This window comes from Endozoicomonas sp. PH6C (genome assembly GCF_059322965.1).
This window is the reverse complement of the sequence record NZ_CP185342.1, coordinates 2,338,722-2,364,003: the sequence shown is the minus strand read 5'-3', so window position 1 is coordinate 2,364,003 and position 25,282 is coordinate 2,338,722. Positions and strand designations below refer to the sequence as shown.

The 25,282-nt window shown below is 49.0% G+C and carries 18 protein-coding genes; 8 read left to right on the top strand and 10 right to left on the bottom strand.

The window, feature by feature from the left end:
- Nucleotides 1-40: 40 nt before the first annotated feature.
- The 8 genes from sthA to ACOMG9_RS09165 form a co-directional block, all read right to left on the bottom strand.
- On the bottom strand, nt 41-1,435 hold the full coding sequence (sthA, locus tag ACOMG9_RS09200) for a Si-specific NAD(P)(+) transhydrogenase (RefSeq protein ID WP_422133383.1): 1,395 nt from the start codon (nt 1,433-1,435) through the stop codon (nt 41-43).
- A 248-nt stretch (nt 1,436-1,683) separates the two neighbouring features.
- A complete protein-coding gene (gene nqrM / locus ACOMG9_RS09195) occupies nt 1,684-1,929 on the bottom strand; it encodes a (Na+)-NQR maturation NqrM (protein ID WP_422133382.1) in 246 nt (81 codons plus the stop codon).
- Between the two features lie 155 nt (nt 1,930-2,084).
- A complete protein-coding gene (locus tag ACOMG9_RS09190) occupies nt 2,085-3,206 on the bottom strand; it encodes an FAD:protein FMN transferase (RefSeq protein WP_422133381.1) in 1,122 nt (373 codons plus the stop codon).
- Nucleotides 3,207-3,426: 220 nt separating this feature from the next.
- The gene (locus ACOMG9_RS09185; RefSeq protein WP_494530111.1) at nt 3,427-4,521 is read right to left on the bottom strand and encodes a carotenoid oxygenase family protein; all 1,095 of its coding nucleotides are present in this window, start codon (nt 4,519-4,521) and stop codon (nt 3,427-3,429) included.
- A 273-nt stretch (nt 4,522-4,794) separates the two neighbouring features.
- Complete coding sequence (locus tag ACOMG9_RS09180; RefSeq protein ID WP_494530110.1) at nt 4,795-5,598, bottom strand: hypothetical protein; 804 nt, start codon at nt 5,596-5,598, stop codon at nt 4,795-4,797.
- Nucleotides 5,599-5,869: 271 nt separating this feature from the next.
- Nucleotides 5,870-7,315 carry a hypothetical protein gene (locus ACOMG9_RS09175; protein ID WP_494530109.1) on the bottom strand — a complete coding sequence of 482 codons (1,446 nt, stop codon included), beginning with the start codon at nt 7,313-7,315 and terminating at the stop codon, nt 5,870-5,872.
- A 266-nt stretch (nt 7,316-7,581) separates the two neighbouring features.
- Nucleotides 7,582-8,982, bottom strand: a complete 1,401-nt coding sequence (locus ACOMG9_RS09170; protein ID WP_448216691.1) for a hypothetical protein — start codon at nt 8,980-8,982, stop codon at nt 7,582-7,584.
- 223 nt (nt 8,983-9,205) lie between these two features.
- Complete coding sequence (locus ACOMG9_RS09165; protein ID WP_422133376.1) at nt 9,206-9,853, bottom strand: helix-turn-helix domain-containing protein; 648 nt, start codon at nt 9,851-9,853, stop codon at nt 9,206-9,208.
- Between the two features lie 287 nt (nt 9,854-10,140).
- Between ACOMG9_RS09165 and ACOMG9_RS09160 the strand changes: the two genes are divergently transcribed.
- The 3 genes from ACOMG9_RS09160 (at nt 10,141) to preA (ending at nt 14,320) form a co-directional block, all read left to right on the top strand.
- A complete protein-coding gene (locus tag ACOMG9_RS09160) occupies nt 10,141-11,511 on the top strand; it encodes an alanine/glycine:cation symporter family protein (RefSeq protein ID WP_448216690.1) in 1,371 nt (456 codons plus the stop codon).
- A gap of 210 nt (nt 11,512-11,721) precedes the next feature.
- Nucleotides 11,722-13,071, top strand: a complete 1,350-nt coding sequence (locus ACOMG9_RS09155; RefSeq protein WP_448216689.1) for an NAD(P)-dependent oxidoreductase — start codon at nt 11,722-11,724, stop codon at nt 13,069-13,071.
- A 13-nt stretch (nt 13,072-13,084) separates the two neighbouring features.
- Nucleotides 13,085-14,320 (top strand): NAD-dependent dihydropyrimidine dehydrogenase subunit PreA, encoded by a 1,236-nt coding sequence (preA, locus tag ACOMG9_RS09150; RefSeq protein ID WP_448218633.1) that lies wholly within the window; start codon nt 13,085-13,087, stop codon nt 14,318-14,320.
- Between the two features lie 20 nt (nt 14,321-14,340).
- Here preA and ACOMG9_RS09145 read toward each other — a convergent pair whose 3' ends face one another.
- Nucleotides 14,341-15,144, bottom strand: a complete 804-nt coding sequence (locus ACOMG9_RS09145; RefSeq protein ID WP_448216688.1) for a hypothetical protein — start codon at nt 15,142-15,144, stop codon at nt 14,341-14,343.
- A gap of 327 nt (nt 15,145-15,471) precedes the next feature.
- On the opposite strand from ACOMG9_RS09145, the gene ACOMG9_RS09140 reads away from it, so the two are divergent.
- The 4 genes from ACOMG9_RS09140 to gcvT all read left to right on the top strand — a co-directional run bounded on the left by ACOMG9_RS09140 (nt 15,472) and on the right by gcvT (nt 22,316).
- Nucleotides 15,472-16,269, top strand: coding sequence for a bZIP transcription factor (locus ACOMG9_RS09140; protein WP_448216687.1), 798 nt, complete (start codon nt 15,472-15,474; stop codon nt 16,267-16,269).
- A gap of 395 nt (nt 16,270-16,664) precedes the next feature.
- Nucleotides 16,665-18,044: an L-serine ammonia-lyase gene (locus ACOMG9_RS09135; RefSeq protein ID WP_422137738.1), complete on the top strand. Its 1,380-nt coding sequence runs from the start codon at nt 16,665-16,667 to the stop codon at nt 18,042-18,044.
- A gap of 172 nt (nt 18,045-18,216) precedes the next feature.
- Complete coding sequence (gene gcvP, locus ACOMG9_RS09130; RefSeq protein WP_448216686.1) at nt 18,217-21,123, top strand: aminomethyl-transferring glycine dehydrogenase; 2,907 nt, start codon at nt 18,217-18,219, stop codon at nt 21,121-21,123.
- 74 nt (nt 21,124-21,197) lie between these two features.
- Nucleotides 21,198-22,316, top strand: a complete 1,119-nt coding sequence (gcvT, locus tag ACOMG9_RS09125; RefSeq protein ID WP_448216685.1) for a glycine cleavage system aminomethyltransferase GcvT — start codon at nt 21,198-21,200, stop codon at nt 22,314-22,316.
- 69 nt (nt 22,317-22,385) lie between these two features.
- Here the strand turns inward: gcvT and ACOMG9_RS09120 are convergent, their stop codons facing one another.
- Nucleotides 22,386-23,687, bottom strand: coding sequence for an anaerobic C4-dicarboxylate transporter (locus ACOMG9_RS09120; RefSeq protein WP_448216684.1), 1,302 nt, complete (start codon nt 23,685-23,687; stop codon nt 22,386-22,388).
- A 504-nt stretch (nt 23,688-24,191) separates the two neighbouring features.
- On the opposite strand from ACOMG9_RS09120, the gene ACOMG9_RS09115 reads away from it, so the two are divergent.
- Entirely contained in the window at nt 24,192-25,163 is a 972-nt protein-coding gene (locus ACOMG9_RS09115; RefSeq protein WP_494530108.1) for a trypsin-like serine protease, read from the top strand.
- The last annotated feature ends 119 nt before the right edge of the window (nt 25,164-25,282 follow it).

Below are 25,282 nucleotides of genomic sequence, written 5' to 3'. Positions count from 1 at the left end.
GGTCTCTGCCAGACTGTTTAGCCTGGCAGGTTGGAGATACTCAGAACAAACGGTTCAAACCATCCAGAGTAGCCACACGGTAGGCTTCGGCCATAGTGGGATAGTTGAATGTGGTGTTCAGGAAGTAGCGGATATTGTTAGCTTCCCCTTTTTGGGACATCACAGCCTGACCGATGTGTACGATCTCCGATGCCTGGTCACCAAAACAATGGATACCCAGCACTTCACCGGTCTCGCGGTGGAACAGGATTTTTAGCATACCCACTGTTTCGCCGGTAATCTGGGCCCGGGCCAGCCTCGAGAAGAAAGCTTTGCCCACTTCATAGGGCACAGCAGCAGCTGTCAACTCTTCTTCGGTTTTACCCAGCGAGCTGATTTCCGGAATGGTATAGATACCGGTCGGTACTTCGTTGACAAAACGCCACTGTCCGATATTTTCCATATTACCAGCAGCGGACCTGCCCTGATCATAAGCAGCACTGGCCAGGCTGGGCCACCCAATCACATCGCCCGCTGCATAGATATGATCAATCTCTGTCTGATAATTCTCATTAACAGACAGCTGTCCGCGGCTGTTCGGCTTCAGACCTATCAGTTCAAGGCCCATATCCTGAGTATTGCCCGTTCTGCCATTGGCCCACAATAGAATATCCGCTTTCAGCTTCTTGCCTGATTTCAGGTGCATCACTACGCCGTCATCCAGCATTTCCACTTTCTGGTATTCTTCATTGTGACGAATAATGACGTTCATTTTCCGCAGCTGGTAGCCCAGAGCATCGGAAATCTCCTTATCCAGAAAAGAGAGCAGACGATCACGGGTATCCACCAGATCCACCAGCACACCCAGACCAGAGAAAATGGAGGCATACTCGGAACCGATAACACCCGCTCCATAAATGATCATCCGGCGTGGAGTAGTGGTTAGCTGAAGAATAGAATCACTGTCGTGAATCCGTGGATGACGGAAGTTAACATCTGCAGGCTGGTAAGGACGGGAGCCGGTGGCAATCAGAATATTGGACCCGTGAAGTTTTTCGACATGGCCATTATCCTGCTGAACCTCAATAGTATGCTCGTCAACAAAGGAGGCATGGCCAAAATAAAGATCAATCCGGTTTCGGGCATAATATAAGGTGCGGGACTGCACCTGCTTCTGAATGACGCGTTCAGCCGTTTTCAAAACCTTGGGAAAACTGAACCAGCGGGGCTCACCAATTTCACGGAACATGGGATTGGTATTGAAGTCCATGATCTGTTTGACTGAGTGCCGCAGAGACTTGGAAGGTATGGTACCCAGATGGGTACAGTTACCACCTACAAAGGCATTCTGCTCAACGACTGCAACCTTCTTGCCCAGCTTGACAGCATTCATTGCCGCCCCTTCGCCCGACGGCCCGGAACCCAGCACAACCAGATCGTAGTGACTTACACCCATCCTTTAACCCCTCAAAGCGATCCGGGCAGCATTGCATCAGGTCATGAACTCTGTGCCCAGAGGTTCATGACACTGCAAGGCTCCCATATTTTTATTAATTTTCTCAGAGGCTGCCCACAAACTTTAAGGGAACAGCCTCTTAACCTTCAATACAGAAACAATCGGTCATCCGTATTGGGAAACTCCGGTTTTTTCCGGATATTGCTCGCACTCTTCCTGCAGAGCAGAAAGCCCGTTCAGAGAGCAAATCAACTCTTCTTAACAGTCTTTTCGGCAGTCGCATCGTAAAACAGATGCTCCATATCCCTATGCTGACCTTCAGAGAAAGGATCGTTCTTGTCCCCGCCGCCACAGATCATGCAGCCATCCTTCAGGCCAAGGGTGCTCAAACCACCACAGGACCCCTTGATCGGCTTGTTGGCAACAATTACACCAATGGCCATCAGGGCCATCAGTAGCAAAAAGATTCCAAATGTAATCAGCATCAGTGTCATGATATTGCCCTCCTGAGAAGAGGCCCGTAGCTAAAGAAAACACTCTTATTTATCTAGCACCGCTCGGGCACTGTTAATTTTATATGACAGTTTTTCACTGCAATAAGTGCTCTGTCGTTTGCAATGGCAGCCAGGGTTATCGGCCTGGTCATCACTCAATTCTGTTCTGGCAGAAAGGGTTTGAATGCATCACTGCTGACCGCTTCAAAACCCTTTTCAGTATGATAGGTGAAGTAGGCTGAGATTCCCTCCCTGTTGGCCAGCTTCAGACCTTCTTTATCACCTAAAACCATAAACAGGGTGGCCAGTGCATCAGCCTCAGCAGCATTATCCTCAATCACAGCCACTTCGGCCAGACGCCCCATTTCAGGATGGCCGGTTCGGGGATTGATCGTATGGGAATACTTCTGGCCATCCACTTCAAAATAATTCAGGTAGTCGCCCGATGTCGCCATGGCCCTGTTTTCCAGCTCAACAATCAGGGCCGGATTACTGCCGATCATAGCTGGACCACGGATACCCAACTTCCAGAGAGAGCCATCCGGTTTAGGGTCACCGACTATGACCTCACCACCAATCTCAACCAGATAACTGTTGATGCCTTCTGACTTGAGCAGATAAGCCACTTTGTCGACACCATAACCTTTGGCAATGGAGCTGAGATCCACAAAGACGTCTTTGGTTCGGGTCAGCTCATCGTTTCGGGTATCTGCGATAACCGCCTGATAACCCACTTTAGCCTGAGCTGCAGCAATCTCTTCATCAGAAGGCAGTTCAGCCGGATAATTATTGATCATCCATTCTATGTATTCCGGAGCTTTTTTATCACCGGAACCGGACGATTCTTCTTTACTTTGTGAGGCTTGCCTGCTGGCATCGGAAGGGCCAAAACCCCACAGATTTACCAGAGGACCCACAGTCACATCGTAGGCACCATCCGACATGCGGGAAACCACCAGACTTCTCTCGACAAGATCCACCAGCTCATCGGAAGCCTTGAATGGCTTCCCGATTTCGGCGCGGTTGAATTGCATCAACTCGGAGTCTTCACGGTAGGTAGACATGCTGTCGTTGATCTCTTCCAGCAGCCTATCCACCTGCTTTTTAACACTCCCTGTCGAATGGGAAAAAGGCGTTGAAACGTAAGTAATACTGTAGGTAGTGCCCATGGTCTCACCCTTTATATGCTTCAGGGTAGGACGCAAAGACAGAGCATAAAAGCCAGCAGCCAGAAGAATTAAGCCGATCAACAGTGACCACTTATAGGATTTGGACAACAACCTGTTCTCTCCCGTAGACACTGGAAATGCCGTTCTGACACCTCCAGAATTCGTTCAAGGGGACGCAGTGTACCACCGGGAGTGTTGCATCGTCATCCGTACAGAGCACCAGAGCGCTTTCTTATCTGACCAGACCATCAATATTGACTGGTCTGCCAGCCGGAGCACATCTGAATACCCTTCTCCAGATTGCTCTCAGGTGTCTTTCCGATCAGGTTCATGATCGATCCCGATCATCCAACCTGCCCTCAACAACCTCACCTGTTACGAGGTTAAATCGCCAGCGATACAGCTTCGGCTGAAGATGATTCAGGGCCAGCTGAGCCATCAGTTTACCAGCGCCTTTGGGCAAGCCAGGAATGGGACCCGGATTGGGGTTTTCCTGAAAATATCCTTCCAGAATAACTTCATCACCCTCTTCGTAGGCATTAAGCCAGTGCAAAACATAAGTCGGCTTTGCTTCAAACTGAACAATGTCTTTCTCGTTACCGAACCTGGGAATGATAGAAAATCGCGAAGGCAACTCAGGGTAATAGCAAGGGAAGTGAATATTGTCTTCCAGCAGCACGGGGTCCCAAAACAGTGGCAGGTCGGCAAAAATCGAGTAGTTTTCAGAGAATGCCATGTCATGGGGCAAGCGGGGACCGGGTAGCGGCACCGGTGTGAAGTGCACCAACTTGCCGTCACGATTAACGACACCGTAGTGTTGATAAGGTGGATACCTGGAATAATTGAAGAACAGCATCTCACCCGTCTTTTCATCGACTTTCGGATGGGCAGATATCCCATCAATGGGCGCCCAGCTAAATGTGCCCAACTGTTCAAGGGTATAGGGGTCCAGCTGATACCCGTCACCGCATTGCCAAAACGTGGAAATGATCTTGCCTGCGTGAACCACCACGTCCGTTGATGAACCATCTTTGGAACTGCCCTGAGCACCAATCCCCGGACGCTTTGACATCTTGTGGTCATTGATAAAACCAGCCCAAAGCGCTTCTCCGGCCTCCTGCTCGGCGACAAACCCCTTGGTGCGAACAAAGCGGTTACTGTATTCAGCCTTTCCATCGCGAAATGACACCGCATGAATCATGCCGTCAGCATCAAAAGGGTGGTAATGACCGATGGGTTCCTGCACAGGATTTTCAGTATTTCTTACATATACGCCGTCTATATCGGTCGGTATTTCCCCAATAACCTCCATATCACTGGCCGTGTATTCCGTGAAATTGGGAGTCCAGACACCACTTAGATAGGGGTGTAGACTGGGCTTCAGACTGTGTTTGACCTCGTTCTTATGGGTAATCTTCATCATTTACCCCCTCTTCTAGGAGCCTGACCGAGAATAGCGCCCGTAGCGAGGACGGCAGAAAATTGAGGATGAAAATTCGGTTTTGTGAGGAGAATAGCGAGCTATTTGACGAACAAAAGCGGATTTTCAGACCAATTTGCTGCCGCCGCAGTAGGGCAGTCTATTCTCGGTCAGGCTCCTAGTGAAATACTGGGCTCTGAAGGAGCGTGGGAACCCATACCTATCTCGCGCTGCAGAGTCCGCTTTTCAGGGGAGAAGCGTGGCGTCGCCTGGCTTTCAAGTGAATGTTGCAAAATTACTGCCTGCGTACAATAAACCAGTCCGTAACGTAATTGACCTGGGGCTTTCACAGTCCTTGTTGCTCCAGTGTAATAAAGAGTTTTCAACAGTCTGGATAGCAATAGGACCATCTGTACCAAACATACCGATACAGAAACCGGAGCCTATGTAGGTCATGGAGTGAATCCACTCTTGTGTAAAGGTACCTGCCAAGTTTAGATAGCTGAATGGCTTAACTGTTTTTATATCAGTGACTATTGCTTCGTTGTAACAGGTTATAACGTTTTTAATAGAGAATTTTTTTACTCCGCAATGCAAAAAATGCTCGAACTGATGACATGATGGAAGCTGATCCTTATCGTCTTCGCAAGTCGTACAGTAATTGGCCCCTAGTGAAATCCACTGAGCAAATCGTTTTCCCCAGAGAGCCGGAGGGTGATATTCACGCTCAATGTCATCCTGCTCTTTGACAACAAAAGAAATATCGTCATCTTTGTCTTGAAAAAGTGATCTTATGTACTCATTAGCGCCCTCATCACAAAATGAGCCATAAGCTCTGCCTCCGATTTCAAAGCTATGGAGGGTTGTTTTGTTGGTAATAGAGGGATTTATTAATGACTGTTCTGCCTGTATAAACGAATCCTTTATATAAACCCTGACAGTTTTTGCATGGCCTGTTTTTTTACCGGCAAATGAGGTGTTGCTGTTTTCCTCTGGACTATCGTTCACGGTTTTTTCGGGGCGAAACACAGAGGTTGTGGAAGATGATATGTTCATCATATTTCCTGTTTTTTTGCGCAAGTACGATTGCATTGCCAATTGGCCATAAGTACTCAACCATACGAAATCATATTTTCTGACTCATTGTTCAGGCACTCGCGGCAACTGCTCCTGCGTTGCTCTAGCTCCTGCATCCATGCAGTCGTGATGCGTTGCAACTCTGGTCACATAGCTTGCTATGTTCCCGTCGTTGCACCTTGCAGAGCACCTGCCAATAAGCCAGAAATATTCGATTCCGTATGGCTGAGTACTTAAGAGCGCCCCCAGCCTTGTTAACCAACTGGTTAGGTACTTAGAGTTCATCCCTTGAATCAGGGAGGTTAGGATCAACAACGCCTTTCTCATCCACCACCCGGGTAGTAAAAGAATGAAAATAGTTTAATCCGTTTAATGGATAGCCCAGCCCCTCCAGCTTGTCGGGCCGCGTGTAGTGCGCAGAAGCTTTTTCCCACTGGCATTGCCTTGGCTCTATCCAGGCACCTTTTGTCCAGGCTTCTCCAGAGGTCAAACCGGTATCGCATTGATAGACGAACTGCCCAAAACCTTCAAAGTCCGCTTCTGCAGAATAGATAATGCCCTTTTTCATGCTGATCATATGATGATGCGCATAACGCTTCTTCTTCTCTTTAGTGGCTGGCAGTAGATCAGATTTATCCTGAAAGTCATGGGTGACTCTGAATGTTTTGGGATAACCATCTTCAAGCAGCGGTGGTTCTTTACCGTCCAATATCTCTGAACTCACCGTTTTTCCCCAGGCTCCAATATAGGCCATGCTCACGGGTTCCACGGGGTATCGAACAATAACCAACTTGTGATGCTTGCCTCTGAGCACCATTGAACGGGTGTAAGGGTCAACATTAAGGCCACTGAAGTCTCCTCTCAAAGTGGAAGGCACACGAGCGTGAATTTCTAACATATCGCTCGTTATATAGATGGTTTCGCCGAACTGTAAGAGACCATCCCCTTTCGCATTGATCGGTTCATCTTTTATATCATCCCAACGGCTGGCAGGCTTGCCATTATTGAGGTTGACACTTTGCAGGAGCGCTCTGGAGTAATAACTCTCAGATTTCTTCAGATTTCTTTGCATGATACCCAGTACATGGAAAGTTCCTTCATTATCTTGGTAAATATCCAGCCCGGTCATGGGTTTGGAGTGATCAACCCCCTTGCGGAAATCTTCCATTGGAAGGTAGGTTCGGTGTTCCCAGCCCGGTACTGTCACCAGCTCTTTCTTGTCAATATCGATGATAAACAGATGTCCATGCTGAGCGGCAAACAACCAGTTTTTCTTATAGCGCTGGTTAAATTCAGCACTATGCGCCAGATAAACAGGCGAGTTGGCATAGGATAAATTGAAGAAACCAAGATTTGGTGATGGAGAATCGATTGAGAAAGGCTCCTCTCCTTCGCCCCCAACAAATACCAAACCGTTGGAACAACCAAAAGCAAACCGGTTATTTCCCAGAGGCTTATGGAATGAACTCAGACTGTGATGATGAGCCATGGTTTTTCCGGTTAGAGGGATATTGGTAAATTCATTCATAAGACAACCGGGAAGGTTACCATTAAAAACCGTTTTCCAGGCCTTGCTGCCTGGCCTGCTTTCGATAACAACTGCATTACCGTCACTATTGACAGCTCCAAGCTGAAATACCAGGGTGTCCTCAGCATGTGAATTCAGTGAGGATACCAGCGTGACAGACGACAACAACAGGGCTTTAAGTGTCCGGATCATACAAACCTCCTTATCAGGGTAATAATGTAATGGCCTCTATGAGTTTTGACTCAGTAAATTGCCAAGGGTTCAATGAAACCGACAATTTTAGACGAGCGGGCTGAATAGGCCACACACTGCAAAAGTTAAGAAAGGCAGGTCAGGCTGACCGGGCACAGACCGTCGTTTTGCAGGACACCACCTTCTTGCCCGACAACCCGGTAGCCAGCTGTTCATGTTCATAGGTGATGGGATGTGGATGCCCCTGCCCTTTTCGGGGAGTCCTGTTAGAGTTCATCTCTTGGCTTGGGATCATTGGGATGAATAACGCCCGTTTCGTCCTCCACCCGATCGCTGAAGAAATGGATTTCGTCCATCACTCGGGCCGTGAAGGAATGGTAGTAGTTCAATCCGGTTAATCGATAGTTCAGCCCCTCCAGCTTGTCGGGCCGGGTGAATCTGGCAGAAGCTTTTTCCCAATTGCATTGCCTGGGCTCTATCCAGGCACCTTTTTTCCAGGCTTCTCCGGAGGTCAGACCGGTATCGCATTGATAGACGTACTGCCCAAAACCTTCGGAGTCTGCTTCTGCAGAAAAGATAATGCCTTTTTTCATACTGATCATATGGTGATGCGCATAGCGTTTCTTCTTATCTTCATTGACCGGCAGTAGATCAGAATCATACTGAAAGTCATGGTTGACTCTGAATGTCTTGGAATAACCATCTTTAAGCAATGGAGGCTCTTTGCCATCCAGTTTTTTTGAGCTCACCAATTTTCCCCAAGCACCGATATAGGCCACGTTTACGGGTTCTTCAGGGTATCGAACAATGACCAGCTGATGATGCCTGCCCCTTAGCACCATTGCCCGGGTATAAGGGTCAACATTGAGGCCACTGAGGTCTCCTCTTAAAGAGGTATTCGTACCAGGGTGGTGTATCCCATTTTCTTCATCTGCTATAAACAGGGTTTCACCAAACTGTAACAGACCATCTCCTGCCCTGTTGATCGATTCATCGTCAATATCATCCCAATAGCTGTAAGGGATTCCATCTTCGAGCGTTACATGTTGCAGGAGTGCTCTGGAATAATGACGCTTTTTTTTCTCCAGATTTCTTTGCATGACACCCAACACATGGAAAGTCCCTTTTTTGTCCTGGTAGATATCCAGCCCGGTCATGGGCATAGAGTAATCAACACCCATGCGGAAATCCCACATAGAGAGGTAGTTTCCTTCTATCCAATGCGGAAACCTAACCAGCTGCCTCTTGTCGATATCGATAATAAACAGGTGTCCATGCTGGGCAGCAAACAACCAGTTTTTCTTGTAGCGCTGATTAAATTCGGCACTGTGGGCGAGATAAACAGGCGAGTTGGCATAGGATAAATTGAAGTAACCAAGATTAGGAGATGGAGAATTTACCGAGAAAGGCTCCTCTCCTTCGCCCCCAACAAACACCAAACCGTTGGAACAACCAAAAGCGAACCGATTGCTTCCCAGAGGTATGTGAAAAGAGCTCAGACTGTAACGATGAGCCATAGTTTTGCTGGTCAGGGGAATATTGGTAAATTCATTCATTAAACAACCGGGAAGGTTGCCATTAAAAACCGTTTTCCAAGCCTTGCTACCTGGCCTGCTTTCGATAACAACTGCGTTACCGTCGCTGTTGACTGCACCAAGCTGAAACACCAAGGTTTCCTTAGCTTGTGAATTCGGTGAGGAAAGCAGCGTGACAGATGAAAACAACAGGGCTTTAAAAGTCCGAATCATAAAAACCTCGAAATCAGGGCAATGGATAAAGCCATAAGTGCTTGGCCTTTATGAAATTTGACTCAACAAATTGCCAAGGGCTCAATAAAACGGATAAGTTTAGACAAGCGGGCTGAATACGCCACGCATCAGGAAAGGCAGGTCAGGCGGTCACCCAAAGAATAACGGCATCTTCCTCACTGAGGGAAATCAGAGCATGTCCCATCTCAGCATCGTAATAGGTGCTGTCACCCTCATTGAGTTCTACCGGTTGATAAAACTCTGTGTAAAGCATGATTTTGCCACTGAGAACCAGCAAAAATTCCTCACCCTCATGCCTTACCCAATCCTGATAATCCTCAAATGACCGGGCACAAACCGTTGTTTTGAAGGGCACCATCTTCTTGCCCGACAACTCAGTCGCCAGCAGCTCATGTTCGTAAGTGGTGGTGGGGTGTGGGCGCCCCTGCCCTTTTCGGGTAATGTCCCGGCGACCGCTGGCGGCCTTCTTTTCCGAAGGTTGGGTGAACAACTGGGGGATATCAATACCCAGACCCCTTACCAGTTTGGTCACAGCAGTAAAGGTGGGCGATATCTGCTCATTTTCTATCTTGGAGAGGGTTGATCGGGCCAGGCCGGTTTTCTGGCTGGCTTCTTCCAGTGTCAGATTGAGGCTCAGACGGATTTCACGGACTCGCTGTCCCAGTTGCAACGGCTCAACAGCAGCCTCCCTGTTACTGCGGGAGAGGATGACCGACTGTTTTTCCTGCTTCAGAAAGTGCGCCTGCTCTGATATTTCCTGTTCTGACATTTATAGTTATCTCTACTTCCAGACGTACTTGATACTATATAAGCTTCCCGTAAAAAGAAATAAGCTTCCCGGAAATTAAATTCCCCTAAAATCTGTCAAAAAACATTCAGCGTTGTATTTACTCAATTAATTCATTAAGTTAGGCGTACCGTCAGGATAAGAAACCTTTGTACTGCAGGTCTCGTCCTGACCCTGATCATCTGTCTGAGCTGACACCCTTTAGTGTCGTATAACAAAGACCTGAAAATAATAACAGAACATCCAATAGCGTGGAGTGAAGTTTCATAATGGAAACACTGACCGAAATCATCGGTGCCATTAATGGCGTCGTTTGGGGACCCATGATGCTGGTCCTCATGCTGGGGATAGGACTATTCCTGATGCTGGGCCTGCGACTGATGCCCATCCTGAAGCTGGGCACCGGCTTTAAACTCCTCTGGCAAGGCCGCAGTGCCGGGTCCGGCGACTCCGGTGAAATCCCTCCTTTCCAGGCCCTGATGACCGCCCTTTCTGCCACCATCGGTACCGGTAACATTGCCGGTGTTGCAACGGCCGTCTTCATGGGGGGTCCCGGTGCGCTGTTCTGGATGTGGTGTACTGCTCTGGTGGGTATGGCCACCAAATTCTCGGAAGCCGTATTGGCCGTAAAATACCGTGAGGTCGACGAAAACGGCAAGCACTACGGTGGCCCTATGTACTACATCAAGAATGGTCTGGGTTCACGCTGGGCTTGGCTGGGTACAGCCTTCGCTATTTTCGGTGCGATCGCCGGCTTCGGTATCGGCAACACCGTTCAGTCCAACTCGGTGGCTGACGTCCTGCAAAGTAACTTCAGCCTGCCTCCCGTCGTGACCGGTTTTATTCTGATGTTCCTGGTGGGTGCTGTACTGATTGGCGGCATCCGTAGAATTGGCGCAGTGGCCAGTACTCTGGTTCCCCTGATGGCCATTGCCTACCTGGTCGCCGGTCTGGTTGTTCTGGCTATCAATGCTGAGCAAATTCCTGCCGCCCTGAGCCTGGTCTTCACCCACGCCTTTACACCTACTGCGGCTACCGGTGGTTTTGCTGGCGCTGCGGTATGGGCTGCTATCCGCTTTGGTGTCGCTCGTGGTGTGTTTTCTAACGAAGCCGGTCTGGGTTCTGCGCCTATCGCTCACGCGGCAGCAAAAACCAACGACCCCGTTCGTCAGGGCCTGATTGCCATGCTGGGTACTTTCCTGGACACCATCATCGTCTGCTCCATCACCGGCCTGGTCATCATTACTTCCGGTGCCTGGACCTCAGGTGTGACAGGGGCCGCGTTAACTTCTGCCGCATTTGCTGAGGCACTGCCGGGTGTCGGTAACTATGTGGTTGCCATTTCTCTGGCTATCTTCGCCTTTACAACCATTCTGGGCTGGAGCTTCTACGGCGAGCGTTGCATAGTATTCCTGATGGGCCCAAGAGCGGTAAAAGCCTATCGCTTCCTTTGGATTGTCGCCGTTCCAGTGGGCGCTACTGTGAGCCTGGATTTCATCTGGCTTGTAGCTGACACTATGAACGCTATGATGGCTATTCCCAACCTGATTGCCCTGGCGCTGCTAAGCCCCGTTGTATTCAAGCTGGTGCGTGAATACTTCGGCAAGCAATCTGAAGCATCAGAGGCAGTGACTGAGTAAACAGTGCCTCTAATCAGCTCCAACGAAGCTGCAAACAGATCGACCATCTGTTTGCAGCTTTCTTTCCCACCCTCTCATTCTTGAGTACTTCACGCCTTACCCAAACCCTGAAACATATTCAGAGGGCCATAAAAAAGCGCTACCCGACAGCCCTGTCACTGCTACTATTCCAGAATCTGTCGTTTCAGTTACCGGTCAGGAGTCTTTTTTATGACCAGTAAAGATATCAGGAACCATCGAATGTCTGACGAGGTTTATCAGGAGAACTTTTCTGATATCAAGCCTCCGTTATCCTGCTATCAGGCCAATATGGAAGCCAGTCGTTGCCTTTATTGTCACGATGCCCCCTGCATTTCTGCCTGCCCGACAGGTATCAATATTCCCTCGTTTATCCACCGAATCGCTGATCATAATGAAGACGGCGCCGCCCGGGTTATTCTGGAAGAAAACATTCTGGGGGGGAGCTGTGCCCGGGTCTGTCCAACAGAAGTCCTTTGTGAGCAGGCTTGCGTTCGAAACCACTCGCCAGAATGCAAACCGGTGATGATTGGCCGTTTACAAAGGTACGCTATTGACCACCGACAGAAAGCTGCTCACCCATTTACCCGCGCACAAAAAACAGGCCGAAACGTCGCAGTTGTGGGTGCGGGTCCTGCCGGTCTGGCCTGTGCACACAAATTAGCCAGACTGGGACATGACATCACCGTCTTCGATGCTCACAGCAAACCCGGCGGGCTCAACGAGTACGGCATAGCTGCCTACAAACTGGTAGAGGATTATGCCCAGGAAGAAATCCGATTCATTTTCGAAATCGGCGGCATAAACCTTGAGACAGGGAGCAGAATCGACCTTGAGAAACAGCTTCCCGACCTGACCATTCAGTTTGATGCCGTCTTTCTTGCCATTGGACTAGGGTCTGCGAAAGCCATTGGATTGCCCTGTGAGCAATCCAGAGGCATCCAGGAAGCGCTTGGCACCATTGAAACCATTCGTCAAACCAAAAACCTCGCCGAACTGCCCGTGGCTGCAAAGGTCGTTGTGATCGGCGGAGGTAATACGGCCATTGATGTGGCCAGCCAAATGCGCCGACTGGGAGCCGATGAAGTGACGATCGCTTATCGAAGAGGTCTTCAACAGATGTCGGCAACTCATCATGAACAATCATTCGCGAAAGAAAGCGGTGTTCGCATTATTCCCTGGTTGAAGCCCAAAGGTTTTGAGACAAAAGCCGGGCAATTGCATGGCATCCGCTTTGTGAAAACCACTCAGGACTCTGCTGGCCAACTGATTGAAACCGGCGAACAGACAGTGATTCCCGCTGACCGGGTTTACAAGGCCATTGGCCAGACATTAACAGCAGAGTGCTTTTCTTCTGGAAAGCTTGACCGGAGTCAAAACGGAAAAATCAGAGTGGACGATCAATTCAGGACCTCTATCGGTAATGTCTGGGCAGGAGGTGACTGTGTTGATAAAGGAGAGGATCTCACCGTCCATGCAGTCCAGCATGGCAAACTGGCTGCTGAAGCCATCAACCGGTTTCTGCAACCGCTCGAAGTATAGGCAGTAAAAGATGATGGCAGACCTTAGCACCGGTTTTCTCGGGATTCGGTCCCCCAATCCATTCTGGTTAGCCTCAGCACCGCCCACGGATAAGGCATACAACATTTACCGGGCATTTTCTGCAGGCTGGGGAGGTGCCGTTTGGAAAACTCTGGGTGAAGACCCGGCGCCGGCCAATGTTTGCTCAAGGTACTCTGCTCATCGGGATACTCACGGGCGGATTCTGGGCATCAATAACATTGAGCTGATTTCAGATCGCCCGTTACAAGTCAATCTGGATGAAATCAAACAGACCAAAAAAGACTGGCCCGACCGGGCTTTAATTGTCTCCCTGATGGTACCCTGCGAAGAAGCGAGCTGGCAACGTATTCTCAATCAGGTTGAAGCAACCGGCTGTGACGGCGTCGAACTCAATTTTGGTTGCCCCCATGGCATGCCGGAGCTCGGTATGGGCGCGGCGGTAGGGCAAGTCCCCGAGCTCATTACCAAAGTCACCGGATGGTGTAAACAACATACACGACTGCCGGTTATTGTTAAGCTGACGCCTAATGTCACCGATATTGTCCAGACTGCCAGTGCCGCTCTCGCTGGCGGGGCAGACGCTGTCTCACTGATCAATACCATTAACTCCATTACCAGCATCAATCTCGATACCATGGTCGGCTACCCGGCCGTCGGCAATTATTACACCAGCGGTGGTTATAGCGGCCAGGCCGTCAAACCTGTTGCCCTGAATATGGTGGGACAACTGGCACGACACGATGAAACAGCCAAACTCACGATATCCGCCATGGGCGGAATCACGACCTGGCGGGATGCTGCAGAATATCTGTCACTGGGGGCAACAAGCCTGCAAGTCTGCACAGCGGTGATGCTGAATGGATTCAAGATCATTGATGAACTGGTTGACGGACTCTCAAGATGGATGGATCAGAAAGGTTACCGGGCGCTGTCTGAATTTCGTGGGGCTGCCGTTGCCAGCCTTACCGACTGGAACAGACTGGATCTGAGCTACAAAAGTGTTGCTCATATTGACCAGAATCAGTGTATTCGGTGTGGCCGTTGTTTTGCGGCCTGCGAAGATACTGAACATCAGGCCATAGCCTTGCAAACATCTGATGACGGAAAAGACCGAACCTTTGAAGTCATTCCGGGGGAGTGCGTCGGTTGCAACCTTTGCCAGATCACCTGTCCCGTTCAGGGGTGCATCACGATGATCAGTCTTCCTGGCTCAAATCCAGAGCTGTAGGTCATTTGAGCCTGTTGGATTTAATTCGTTCGGGCATTGTGTACAATTCGCCATATATCCATAAACACAACATGAGTGTCGCCTCCCAAAGCATCTTCATATTTTCCATATCTCTCTTCTGCTATTTTTATGGCAGGTTTGGGGTCTGCTCCATGATATAAAAGGCATCTGGCGATTTTATAAAACTCTCTCAAATCCTCATCAGTTAATTCACAGTCTGAAATACGAAACATTACTAATCTTAAAGGCGTAATCGGTTGTATAAACCCGTTTGGATCGTCCTGATCTGTGGACTGCCTGTAACTTGGATCAGCCCCTCTGTTCAAACAGTCTTCAACTCTTTCAAAATCATAATTACTTACCGCCTCCATTAATTCTTCGTCAACGGCTCTCTTCTGACTTGCTATTACTACCAAGCCTGGATCCGAGGTCAGTAATACTGTGTCAGAACTGCTCGCCGCAACATGTGTAGTCGCGGATGCTACCGGAAACCCTGAATTGAATGTTGCTAAAGAATAATCATTTGATGAAATTGTTTCTGTGCTACCAGCAGTGGTGCTTTCAGCATAACTGCCTGTACTCGATGGGGCCAACCTAACCGTAAAGGTAAACGGACTGTCATCTTCACTACTGCTATATGGCGCGCTTGAACTCGGCATGATCCTTGAGCTATCAAGCCCGGCACCTAAAAATAAAGCACCCGCCCATAACCGTCCAGCCATCGCTGGAGTTGGAGGCAGCGACGAATCGAAAACCTGAGTAAAGCCTGACTGTAAAGTTAAAGTGGACATCAAAGGCAATAGATAGGAAGCGGAGTGTTTCATAATGACGGAATTCCTCTCAACAGCTACAACCTCTGTAGCCAGAACGAAGCCAAACTCTCAATATTAATCAAAACTCAGGATTTTTCTATTTAACAACTCGTTCCCACGCTCTGCGTGGGAATGCATACCTCCCCTGATGTTGGAGTTTTGCGACAGCCTCAAAGGCGGGAATCATTCAGATTGAGTTAATAAGCTTGCAGTTGTAACTGCTGGCGAGTACCCACTCTCCCTATAACAAAGTTGTCAGATTTACTGTCAGAAACGGAACATTCCATGTATGGAGAGTGTCTAGGTTTTATCAGTCATAAATAAACAGAGACAGCAACAATGAATATATCTTCGACTCCGAGCACTTCCTCATTGAATCTTGTGTCGACAAAAGACGCTGAGGGCAGTAGTGATGAAACTGATAAGGCTGATGCAAAATGCAGTATTGTGGCACTGGATCATTGTTATGCCAGTCTTTCGCAGGAGCTTACTGATACTCTAACGACCACAGAAGAAATACCTGTGCTGGAAAGGGTGGCAACTTCTCACGTCACCCCAGAGCCTGCAAAAAAAATATCGATTTGCCCGCAGAATTTTTCATTGACAGGCAAGAGCCTGTCGAGTTGGAGCTCCATCACTGCCTGCCAGCTGGATCAAGTTGTTCAGGTAGCTTGTGTCGTAGAAGTCGAAACAGCAACAGGGCCTTCTTCATCCGCAGCAGTCAGAAGCAAGAAGTCAAGGAATAAAAAAGCAAGATCACCTGAAACAAGAAGGCTGAAGAACAGGGAGTCTGCTCGAAGAACCAGACAAAAGGCAAAAACTCGTTTGGCATACCTGGAAGAAGAATTACAAAACATTAAAATGGAAAATTTGTACCTGCAGGTTAAGAACACTGAAATGGCAAAGCACATTTCCGACACGAAAGCAGAAAATAAGATTTTAAGAGGAGCATTGCCAGGGGAGAGATTTGTAACTGTTGCTGACAATTATAAATTGGATTCTGACAAAATGGGCGACCCGGAGGATGAAGACGAGTGTGCAGAGAAAATACCGCCAAAGAAGGAAATTGTATCTGCTCCTGAGTACTTCGAACTGGATGATCAAGCAATACTTGATAGCGATGATGATGCCAGCTAGACCATACGAACTATTCGATTCCGAATGGCTGGGTGCTTAGTCTCAACTACCAGATGCAATGACATTAAGTGGTGCAAGCGTGAATGAATGGGCTCATACAAGAGTGGACAAGACAGCAGCACTGTTACCATTGCTTTTCCCGAAATCTTATAAATCATTGATTTTTATAAATTTTTACCCACTTCGTTTCCTATAGGAAACAAATGGGTTGATGTGAAACCTCCAGATTTGCTACTCTGCCAATTCTCTGAATGTATGTTGAATTTTTTTAGTCGTTTAATTCAGGGATCTTATCGTGGAAAAACAACGGCTTCTTTCAGACCAGAATCGTTAGTCCGATAAAAATCTAAAATACAAAAGGTTTTTATGAGATAAGAATACAGAGGGAGCAGATCATGGGACTGAGCATTTTCGACCTTTTTAAAATTGGCATCGGGCCTTCATCCTCACATACCGTGGGTCCCATGGTGGCTGCCAACCGTTTTCTGGATGAACTCCACACCAACCAGCACTTCGAGCAGACACACCGCATTAAGGCCGACCTCTATGGTTCTCTGGCCATGACCGGAGAAGGACACGCTACAGATGTTGCCGTCCTTCTGGGACTTCTGGGCGAACACCCTGATAGCGTGAGTCCCGACAAAGTGCCTGAATACGTCTCTGACATTAAGAACAACGATCGACTCAAGCTGGGTGGAATCAGGACTATAACATTTCATTTCGATACTGATCTGCAATTTCATTTTGGAAACTCCCTGCCCAATCACCCCAATGGCATGTCACTTACGGCTCTCGATGCCGATGGGCAAGTCCTTTACAAGAACCGATATTACTCGGTAGGTGGCGGTTTTGTTCTCAACGAGCAGGAAGCCTCTTCCAATCTATCCACCAACCTTCAAGCTGCCCCCATTCCCTACCCTTTTGAAAAAGGTCAGGACCTACTGGACCACGGCAAAAACAGTGGTTTATCCATCGCCGAGCTGGTGCTTGAAAACGAAAAACATCTGGGTCGCAGTCAGGATATTTCCGGGGATCTGATGGCCATCTGGCAGGTGATGGATCAATGCATCCAGCGCGGTTGCCAGCAAACCGGGAAACTGCCCGGGGGACTGGATGTTGCCCGCCGCGCCAGTGACATACACAAACGCTTAATCAACAAGCCAAAAGAGCATTGGGATGACCTGCAAAGCATGGACTGGGTAAGTCTTTTTGCCCTGGCCGTGAATGAAGAAAATGCAGCAGGGGGCCGGGTCGTCACCGCACCGACTAATGGTGCTGCCGGTGTCATACCCGCCGTTCTGGCTTATTATGATCGCTTTGTTCCCGGCAGCTGCGAACAGGGCATTCAGGCTTTTCTGGCTACCGCAGCCGCCATTGGTATGCTGTACAAAAAAAATGCCTCCATTTCAGCCGCTGAAGTGGGCTGTCAGGGCGAGATCGGGGTAGCCTGCTCCATGGCAGCAGGGGCACTCTGCGCCGTTCTGGGCGGCACCAATGAACAGATAGAAAATGCGGCAGAAATTGGTATGGAACATAACCTGGGACTGACCTGTGACCCGGTTGGAGGTCTGGTTCAGGTGCCATGCATAGAGCGAAACACTATGGGTGCAGTCAAAGCCATTAATGCGGCACGACTCGCCCTACAGGGTACCGGCCAGCATCGGGTCTCACTGGACAGCGTGATAGAAACCATGCACCAGACTGGCCTGGACATGCAGGATAAGTACAAGGAAACCGCCACTGGCGGACTGGCAGTCAATGTTGTCGTGTGCTGAGACTCGTGACAGATGCCAATAAAAGCAAAAATAATCAGCACAAATACCCGGAATGCTCCGTATAACCCGGAGCATTCCCATGGGAGCATGGGCCGAGGTCCGTGGTTCAGGTATTTTCAGACCATCACAGGGCTGTCCCATCCACCGACGGCCGTCAGAGAAAGGTAGAAACATGGCTGTTGATAAACAGGCACTCAGCGCTCTGGAACAGAGCAACGCATTTACCGGTCGTCACATTGGCCCGGATCAGGCTCAGCAACAGGCAATGCTGTCCGAACTGAAACTGGAGTCACTGTCTGATCTGATTGAACAGACCGTTCCCAAAGCCATTCGCCCATCCACTACCCCAGGAGAGAACACCCTGGCGGTTGCAGCGGGCAAGACAGAAGTTCAGGCGCTGGAATACCTGCGTTCGCTGGCTGACCAGAACAAGGTGAACAAGTCCTACATAGGTATGGGCTACTACAACACCCATATTCCAAACGTCATCCTCAGAAACGTTCTGGAAAACCCCGGCTGGTACACTGCCTACACGCCTTATCAACCCGAAATCTCCCAGGGCCGTCTGGAAGCTTTGCTGAACTTCCAGCAAATGGTCATGGACCTGACCGGCATGGAAGTCGCCAACGCTTCCCTGCTGGACGAAGCCACCGCCGCTGCAGAAGCGATGGCACTTTGCCATAGATCCAGCCGCAGCAAGAACAGGGTGTTCTTTGTTGCAGACGACGTCCACCCGCAAACCATCGACGTCATCAAAACCCGTGCTGAGCACATGGGCATCCGGGTAGAAGTCGGCAACCCAGTTACCGATCTCGAAAAACACGACATCTTCGGTGTACAGCTGCAGTACCCTGGCACTTACGGACAGATTACCGATGTCGCCAGCATCGTCGCCAAAGCCAAAGAACAAAAAGCCATGGTGTCTGTCGCCACCGACCTGATGGCTCTGATGCTGCTGAAGTCACCCGGTGAGCTGGGGGCTGACATTGCTCTGGGAAGCAGCCAGCGATTTGGTGTCCCTATGGGCTTTGGTGGTCCGCACGCCGCTTTCTTTGCTGCCAGTGAAAAACTGAAGCGCTCCATTCCCGGTCGTATTATTGGTGTTTCCATCGACCGCCGTGGTAACCAGGCTTACCGCATGGCGATGCAGACTCGTGAGCAGCACATCCGTCGTGAAAAAGCGACGTCCAACATCTGTACTGCCCAGGCTCTGCTGGCCAACATTTCTGCGTTCTATGCCGTTTATCACGGGCCACAAGGTCTGAAGACCATTGCTGAGCGCATCCACCGCCTGACCACTATTCTGCATAAAGGCCTGACCACTCTGGGCGTTCAGTGTAATAATACTTTCTTCGACACCCTGACCCTGAAAGTGGGCAGCCAGCAGGAAGCGATCTATAACCGCGCCCTCGAAGCTGACTGCAATCTGCGTCGCATCAGCTTCGATCAACTGGGCATCAGCATTGATGAGACCACAACAGCGGAAGACATCACACAGCTGTTCAATATCATTCTGGGACAGGGTCAGGATCTGGATATTCAGACCATTGACAGCCAGTTTGCAGTGTCCGGCCTCAAAGACGAGCATCGTCGTACTGATGCCGTACTGACTCACCCGAATTTCAACAGCTATCATTCCGAAACCGATATGATGCGCTACCTGAAGCGTCTGGAGAACAAGGATTACTCCCTGACCCACGGCATGATTCCTCTGGGCTCCTGCACCATGAAACTGAATGCCGCTGCTGAAATGATTCCGGTGTCATGGCCTGAATTTGCCAACATCCACCCGTTTGCGCCCAGAGAACAGGTCAAGGGTTATATGACCATGATCAACGAACTGGAAGCGGCACTGGAAGAAATCACCGGTTACGACAAAATCTCCATGCAGCCCAATTCCGGTGCCCAAGGCGAGTATGCCGGTCTGCTGGCCATCCGTAACTATCAGGAGGCCAATGATCAGGCACACAGAAATATCTGCCTGATCCCCTCTTCCGCTCATGGCACCAACCCAGCTTCTGCCGCTATGGTCGGCATGAAAGTGGTGGTCGTTGACTGTGACGAGAATGGTAACGTCGATGTTGCCGATCTTCAGGCCAAAGCTGAACAGCACAGTGAAAACCTGTCCTGCCTGATGGTGACCTACCCTTCCACCCACGGTGTTTATGAAGAAGAGATTCGCAATATCTGCGACATCGTTCACGAGCACGGGGGTCAAGTGTACATGGACGGCGCCAACATGAACGCTCTGGTCGGCATCGCCAAACCTGGCAAGTTCGGCTCCGACGTTTCGCACCTGAACCTGCATAAAACCTTCGCTATTCCTCACGGTGGCGGTGGTCCCGGCATGGGCCCCATCGGCGTCAGAAGTCATCTGGCGCCTTACCTGCCAAACCACTGCGTCAGCCCGATTGAAGGCGATAACGAAGGTATGGGTGCAGTATCAGCAGCGCCATTTGGCAGCGCCTCTATCCTGCCCATCAGTTATCTGTACATTGTCATGTTGGGACAGCAGGGTCTGCAACAATCCAGTGAAGTCGCCATTCTCAACGCCAACTACATGGCTGAGAAACTGGCTGCTCATTACGACGTTCTGTATCGTGGTCGCAACAACAAGGTGGCTCATGAGTGCATTATCGATATTCGTCCGATCAAAGAAGCCTGCGGTGTCACCGAAGAAGACATTGCCAAGCGCCTGATGGATTACGGTTTCCATGCACCGACCATGTCCTTCCCGGTTGCCGGCACTCTGATGATTGAGCCGACCGAATCCGAGTCCAAAGACGAGATCGATCGTTTCGTGAGTGCCATGATTGCGATCCGCAAAGAAGTTCGCAAGGTACAGGAAGGCGAATGGCCTGCCGAAGATAACCCGCTGTGCAACGCTCCGCACACTATGGAAGATCTGGTAGACAGCGAATGGAGCCATCCGTACAGTCGTGAAGAAGCCGTCTTCCCGTTGAAAGGCTCTATCGATGGCAAATACTGGCCCACTGCCAACCGTATCGATAATGTCTACGGCGATCGCAACTTTATCTGCTCCTGCCCATCTATCGAAAGCTATCAAGAACAAGACTAAAGTCGTCTGAGAACCAGCATTGAAACGGGGAAGTCACTTCCCCGGCTTCTTCACAATTTCAGGGAGTATCCCTAATGACCGAACTTAAAAAAACACCACTGCATAGCCTGCACCAGGAGCTGGGCGCGAAAATGGTTCCTTTCGCAGGCTTCGATATGCCGGTTCAATATCCTCTGGGGGTTAAAGCCGAGCATCTGCACACCCGTGCAAAAGCGGGTTTGTTCGATGTCTCCCACATGGGGCAGGTTCGTCTGACAGGCAACAATCCGGCCAGGGCTCTGGAAGCTCTGGTACCTGTCGACATTATTGATCTGCCTGAGCGCAAGCAACGCTACGCCCTGTTCACCAATGAACAGGGGGGCGTAATGGACGATCTGATGGTCACCAACGAAGGCAATGACAGCCTGTACATTGTTGTCAACGCCGCCTGTAAGGATCAGGACATTGCTCACATGAAGGCTCATCTGCCTGAGGATGTTAAGCTGGAGGTTCTGGATGACCGTGCTCTGGTCGCTATTCAGGGTCCTGAAGCAAAATCCGTTATGACCCGTTTTGCGCCTGAAACAGAAAAGATGGTTTTCATGGACTCTGTTCACATGACCATTGAAGGCGTTGACGTATACATCAGCCGCTCGGGTTACACCGGTGAAGATGGTTTTGAAATCTCAATCCCTGAAGCAGACGCTGACAAATTCTGTCGTATGCTGCTGGATCAGCCGGAAGTCGAGTTCATTGGTCTGGGTGCCCGTGACTCCCTGCGTCTGGAAAGTGGACTCTGCCTGTACGGTCACGATCTGGATACAGATACCACTCCCATCGAAAGCAGCCTGATCTGGGCCATCAGCAAAAACCGTCGTAAGGATGGTGAGCGTGCTGGCCGCTTCCCCGGTGCAGACAAGATCCTGAGCCAGATTGAAAACAAAGACTTCACCCGCAAACGTGTTGGCTTGATCGGCAGCAGTCGTGCACCGGTTCGTGAAGGAACTGAAATCGTCAACGCCGATGGCGAGAAGATCGGCGTTGTGACTTCGGGAACCTTTGGACCCACTGTTGGTGCTCCTGTCGCAATGGCCTACGTTACAACTGAATATGCTGCCTTGGAAACAGAAGTTTTCGCGCAGGTGCGCGGCAAAAAATTGCCTATGACTGTGAGTCGTATGCCGTTTATTGAACAGCGTTACTATCGCGGCTAAGCTCTGCGAAAAAGCCCGGTTAACCGGGCTTTTTTTATCAGTGATAAGCTGGTTTCTGTTTTGCCCGCTTTAAATAACCATTGGCGCAAAAACAAAACCAAAGGCAACACAAAGTGCAATACAGACAGTGCCCGGCATAAAGAATGGGTGGTTAAATACCAGTTTGCCGATACGGGTAGACCCGGTCTCGTCCATTTCTACGGCTGCCAGCAGTGTTGGATAAGTAGGCAGAACAAACAGAGCGGATACCGCTGCGAAAGAAGCGATAGCGGTCACAGGATCAACCAGAGCCAGAGCAGCAGGCATTAGGGCTCGAGTGGTAGCAGCCTGAGAGTATAGAAGCATGGAGGCGAAGAACAGTGTAACCGCCAGCAGCCATGGGTAGCTGTTCAGTACATTACCCGCCAGAGCCTGGATAGAATCGATATGCGCCCCGACAAACGTATTACCCAGCCAGGCAACACCCAGTACGCAGACACAGGCACTCATACCGGACTTGAAGGTCTGGGCATTGAGGATATTGCCAGAATCAATCCTGCAGAAGATAGTAATCAGACCAGCCGCAATCATCATAAATACCATGATGGCAGAGTCGCGGGGCAAAACAGGATTTTCAATCAGACCGACGTTACCGCTGATAGCCGTAGCGTATAGCACCACAGCCAAAATACTGAGTGCAAAAATACCCACAGAGAGGCCAGCGCCTTTCCTGCTGCCCTGACGGGCTTTAGTCTCACGCAAGGTAATCAGACCGGCTTTCAATCTTTCCTGATAGATAGAATCCTTGTCCAGATCCACGCCCATGAAATTACAGATAACAGCGGTCAGCATAACTGCGGCATAAGTAGTAGGAATGCAGATGGCCAGCAGTTGCAGGTAATCAATGCCATAGGGCTCAAGAAAGCCACTAAACACGACAACTGCAGCAGAGACAGGTGACGCAGTAATGGCAATCTGGGAAGCAATCACAGCGATACTCAGTGGGCGAGATGGACGAACACCGTTTTCTTTAGCCACTTCTGCAATTACCGGCAGAGTAGAATAAGAAGTATGACCTGTACCTGCCAGCAGAGTCATAACGTAAGTGACAGTCGGTGCAAGAAAGGTAATATACTTTGGCTTACTGCGAAGGAGCTTCTCGGCCAGCTCAACCAGATAATCCAGACCCCCAGCCACTTGCATGGCAGCCACTGCACCGATCACCGACATAATGATCAGGATAACATCTATAGGTATTGCCCCGGGTTCGAGCCCCAGGCCCAGAGTCAATACCAGTACCCCCATACCACCAGCAAAACCAATCCCGATACTACCCAGCCGAGCCCCAAGAAAAATAGCCCCAAGTACAACCGCTAACTGAACCCAAAGCATGAAGAGGTCCCCTCTATCTATCTTAATAATGCTTCACCCAGGCAATGGCAGTGCCACTGCTTGAAATAAACAATCTTAGCATTAACATATTAACTAGTTTTCAACAGAGAAATAATAGGTTTATATGCTAACTATTTACGGATTGCCGAAACATCTTTCTCCACTCTGCCTACGAATAAAACTCGACTTCCTGTTAAGTCTTTTCCCGTCTTATCAGCATTTAGTCGTCAGATCCATAAAAAAATAAATAGGAGGGCAAAATCCTTCAGTCGAAAAATAGCAGAGCGAGAAGCCCGACAGGTTATGAAATTTATAGGTCAACTGTGGGCCACCGCCACAGTTTTTGAAGATAATGCCTGATAGAACTGAGCATCGACATAACTCATGGGCGAAAATGTCATCAGCACCTACTCTGCCTCAACCTACAAGTCGATGTTATATGGCTCGCGCTGGTAATGTGTTCTAGCCTTATGTCTTCGATTTTCATAATTCGAAGGTAAGTACATGAATTTGCTGAAACTTGTGTTCACATTTTTTATCTTATGTTACCCAATGCAGTTGTTGGCAAGAGACAGGGTGGAAAGGTACACTGATCCAGCAGAAGTAGTTCCCATAGGGCAGCTTCCCTGGATTGTACAGCTAAATAATATTTTTGATCCCTGTTGTATAATAAGGTGTACCGCATTTTTGATCACTCAAAGACATGTTTTAAGTGCTGCTCACTGTTTCCTTTCTGAAAAAGAAGCATTAGATTCATATGTCGATCTCAAAAACATGGATAGCAAAAAAAGAATTAAAGTTAAAAGATTCATTCTTCATCCGAATCTTGAAATCCCAAAAACAGATATTGCAATTATGGAGCTTTCAGAAAATGTCATTCTTGACAACCATCCCCTTCTTGATTTTTCAATATATAATTGTTCAAATCTAGCCAGTTCTATAAGAACCCCTTTTGCAGCAGGCTACCAGGGAACCTCAGTACTTAAAAAAGTGAGCTTATCATGGCTAACACGGCGGATGTGCCAACATAAGGATCTTAGATATATCTTAAACTATCCAGGGGATGGAAAAGATGGAGATTCAGGCTCACCGCTATTTTATAAGTTTAATAATACTGAATATCTAATTGGTATACATTCAACCGGGTCTAATTACAATGGAAGCCCGATAATCTACACGCCAATATTCACTAACGCTGATTTTATAACCAAAAACATTTACCTTAATTCATCAGCTAATCAAACATACTTTTATGATGCATTGACATCAAATGATTCTGAGTGGACTGATTTAGTTACTTCAACTGCTCCAGCTACTTCAACTACCTCAACTGCTTCAACTACCTCAACTGCTTCAACTGCTTCAACTGCTTCAACTGCTTCAACTGCTTCAGCCACTTCAACTACCTCCATTACTTCTGCTAGTCGAATTTACACATTGATTATACCAATAGCTATTATTTTTTTTGCTGAGTGACGTGATTATCTCTTGAGGTAATTCACGCTAATGGAGAGAGTGTCTTCGGTTTTGTCAAAATGTTTATCAATTTTGTCAAAGCGTTCATCAACCTTAATCTCGAGCTTTTTAATATTGCT

Bases quoted from the DNA above. Each gene is read 5' to 3' on its own strand.
- sthA (WP_422133383.1), bottom strand. From the start codon at position 1,435: ATGGGTGTAAGTCACTACGATCTGGTTGTGCTGGGTTCCGGGCCGTCG.
- nqrM (WP_422133382.1), bottom strand. From the start codon at position 1,929: ATGACACTGATGCTGATTACATTTGGAATCTTTTTGCTACTGATGGCC.
- ACOMG9_RS09185 (WP_494530111.1), bottom strand. From the start codon at position 4,521: ATGATGAAGATTACCCATAAGAACGAGGTCAAACACAGTCTGAAGCCC.
- ACOMG9_RS09175 (WP_494530109.1), bottom strand. From the start codon at position 7,315: ATGATCCGGACACTTAAAGCCCTGTTGTTGTCGTCTGTCACGCTGGTA.
- ACOMG9_RS09165 (WP_422133376.1), bottom strand. From the start codon at position 9,853: ATGTCAGAACAGGAAATATCAGAGCAGGCGCACTTTCTGAAGCAGGAA.
- ACOMG9_RS09160 (WP_448216690.1), top strand. From the start codon at position 10,141: ATGGAAACACTGACCGAAATCATCGGTGCCATTAATGGCGTCGTTTGG.
- ACOMG9_RS09155 (WP_448216689.1), top strand. From the start codon at position 11,722: ATGACCAGTAAAGATATCAGGAACCATCGAATGTCTGACGAGGTTTAT.
- preA (WP_448218633.1), top strand. From the start codon at position 13,085: ATGGCAGACCTTAGCACCGGTTTTCTCGGGATTCGGTCCCCCAATCCA.
- ACOMG9_RS09145 (WP_448216688.1), bottom strand. From the start codon at position 15,144: ATGAAACACTCCGCTTCCTATCTATTGCCTTTGATGTCCACTTTAACT.
- ACOMG9_RS09140 (WP_448216687.1), top strand. From the start codon at position 15,472: ATGAATATATCTTCGACTCCGAGCACTTCCTCATTGAATCTTGTGTCG.
- ACOMG9_RS09135 (WP_422137738.1), top strand. From the start codon at position 16,665: ATGGGACTGAGCATTTTCGACCTTTTTAAAATTGGCATCGGGCCTTCA.
- gcvP (WP_448216686.1), top strand. From the start codon at position 18,217: ATGGCTGTTGATAAACAGGCACTCAGCGCTCTGGAACAGAGCAACGCA.
- gcvT (WP_448216685.1), top strand. From the start codon at position 21,198: ATGACCGAACTTAAAAAAACACCACTGCATAGCCTGCACCAGGAGCTG.
- ACOMG9_RS09120 (WP_448216684.1), bottom strand. From the start codon at position 23,687: ATGCTTTGGGTTCAGTTAGCGGTTGTACTTGGGGCTATTTTTCTTGGG.
- ACOMG9_RS09115 (WP_494530108.1), top strand. From the start codon at position 24,192: ATGAATTTGCTGAAACTTGTGTTCACATTTTTTATCTTATGTTACCCA.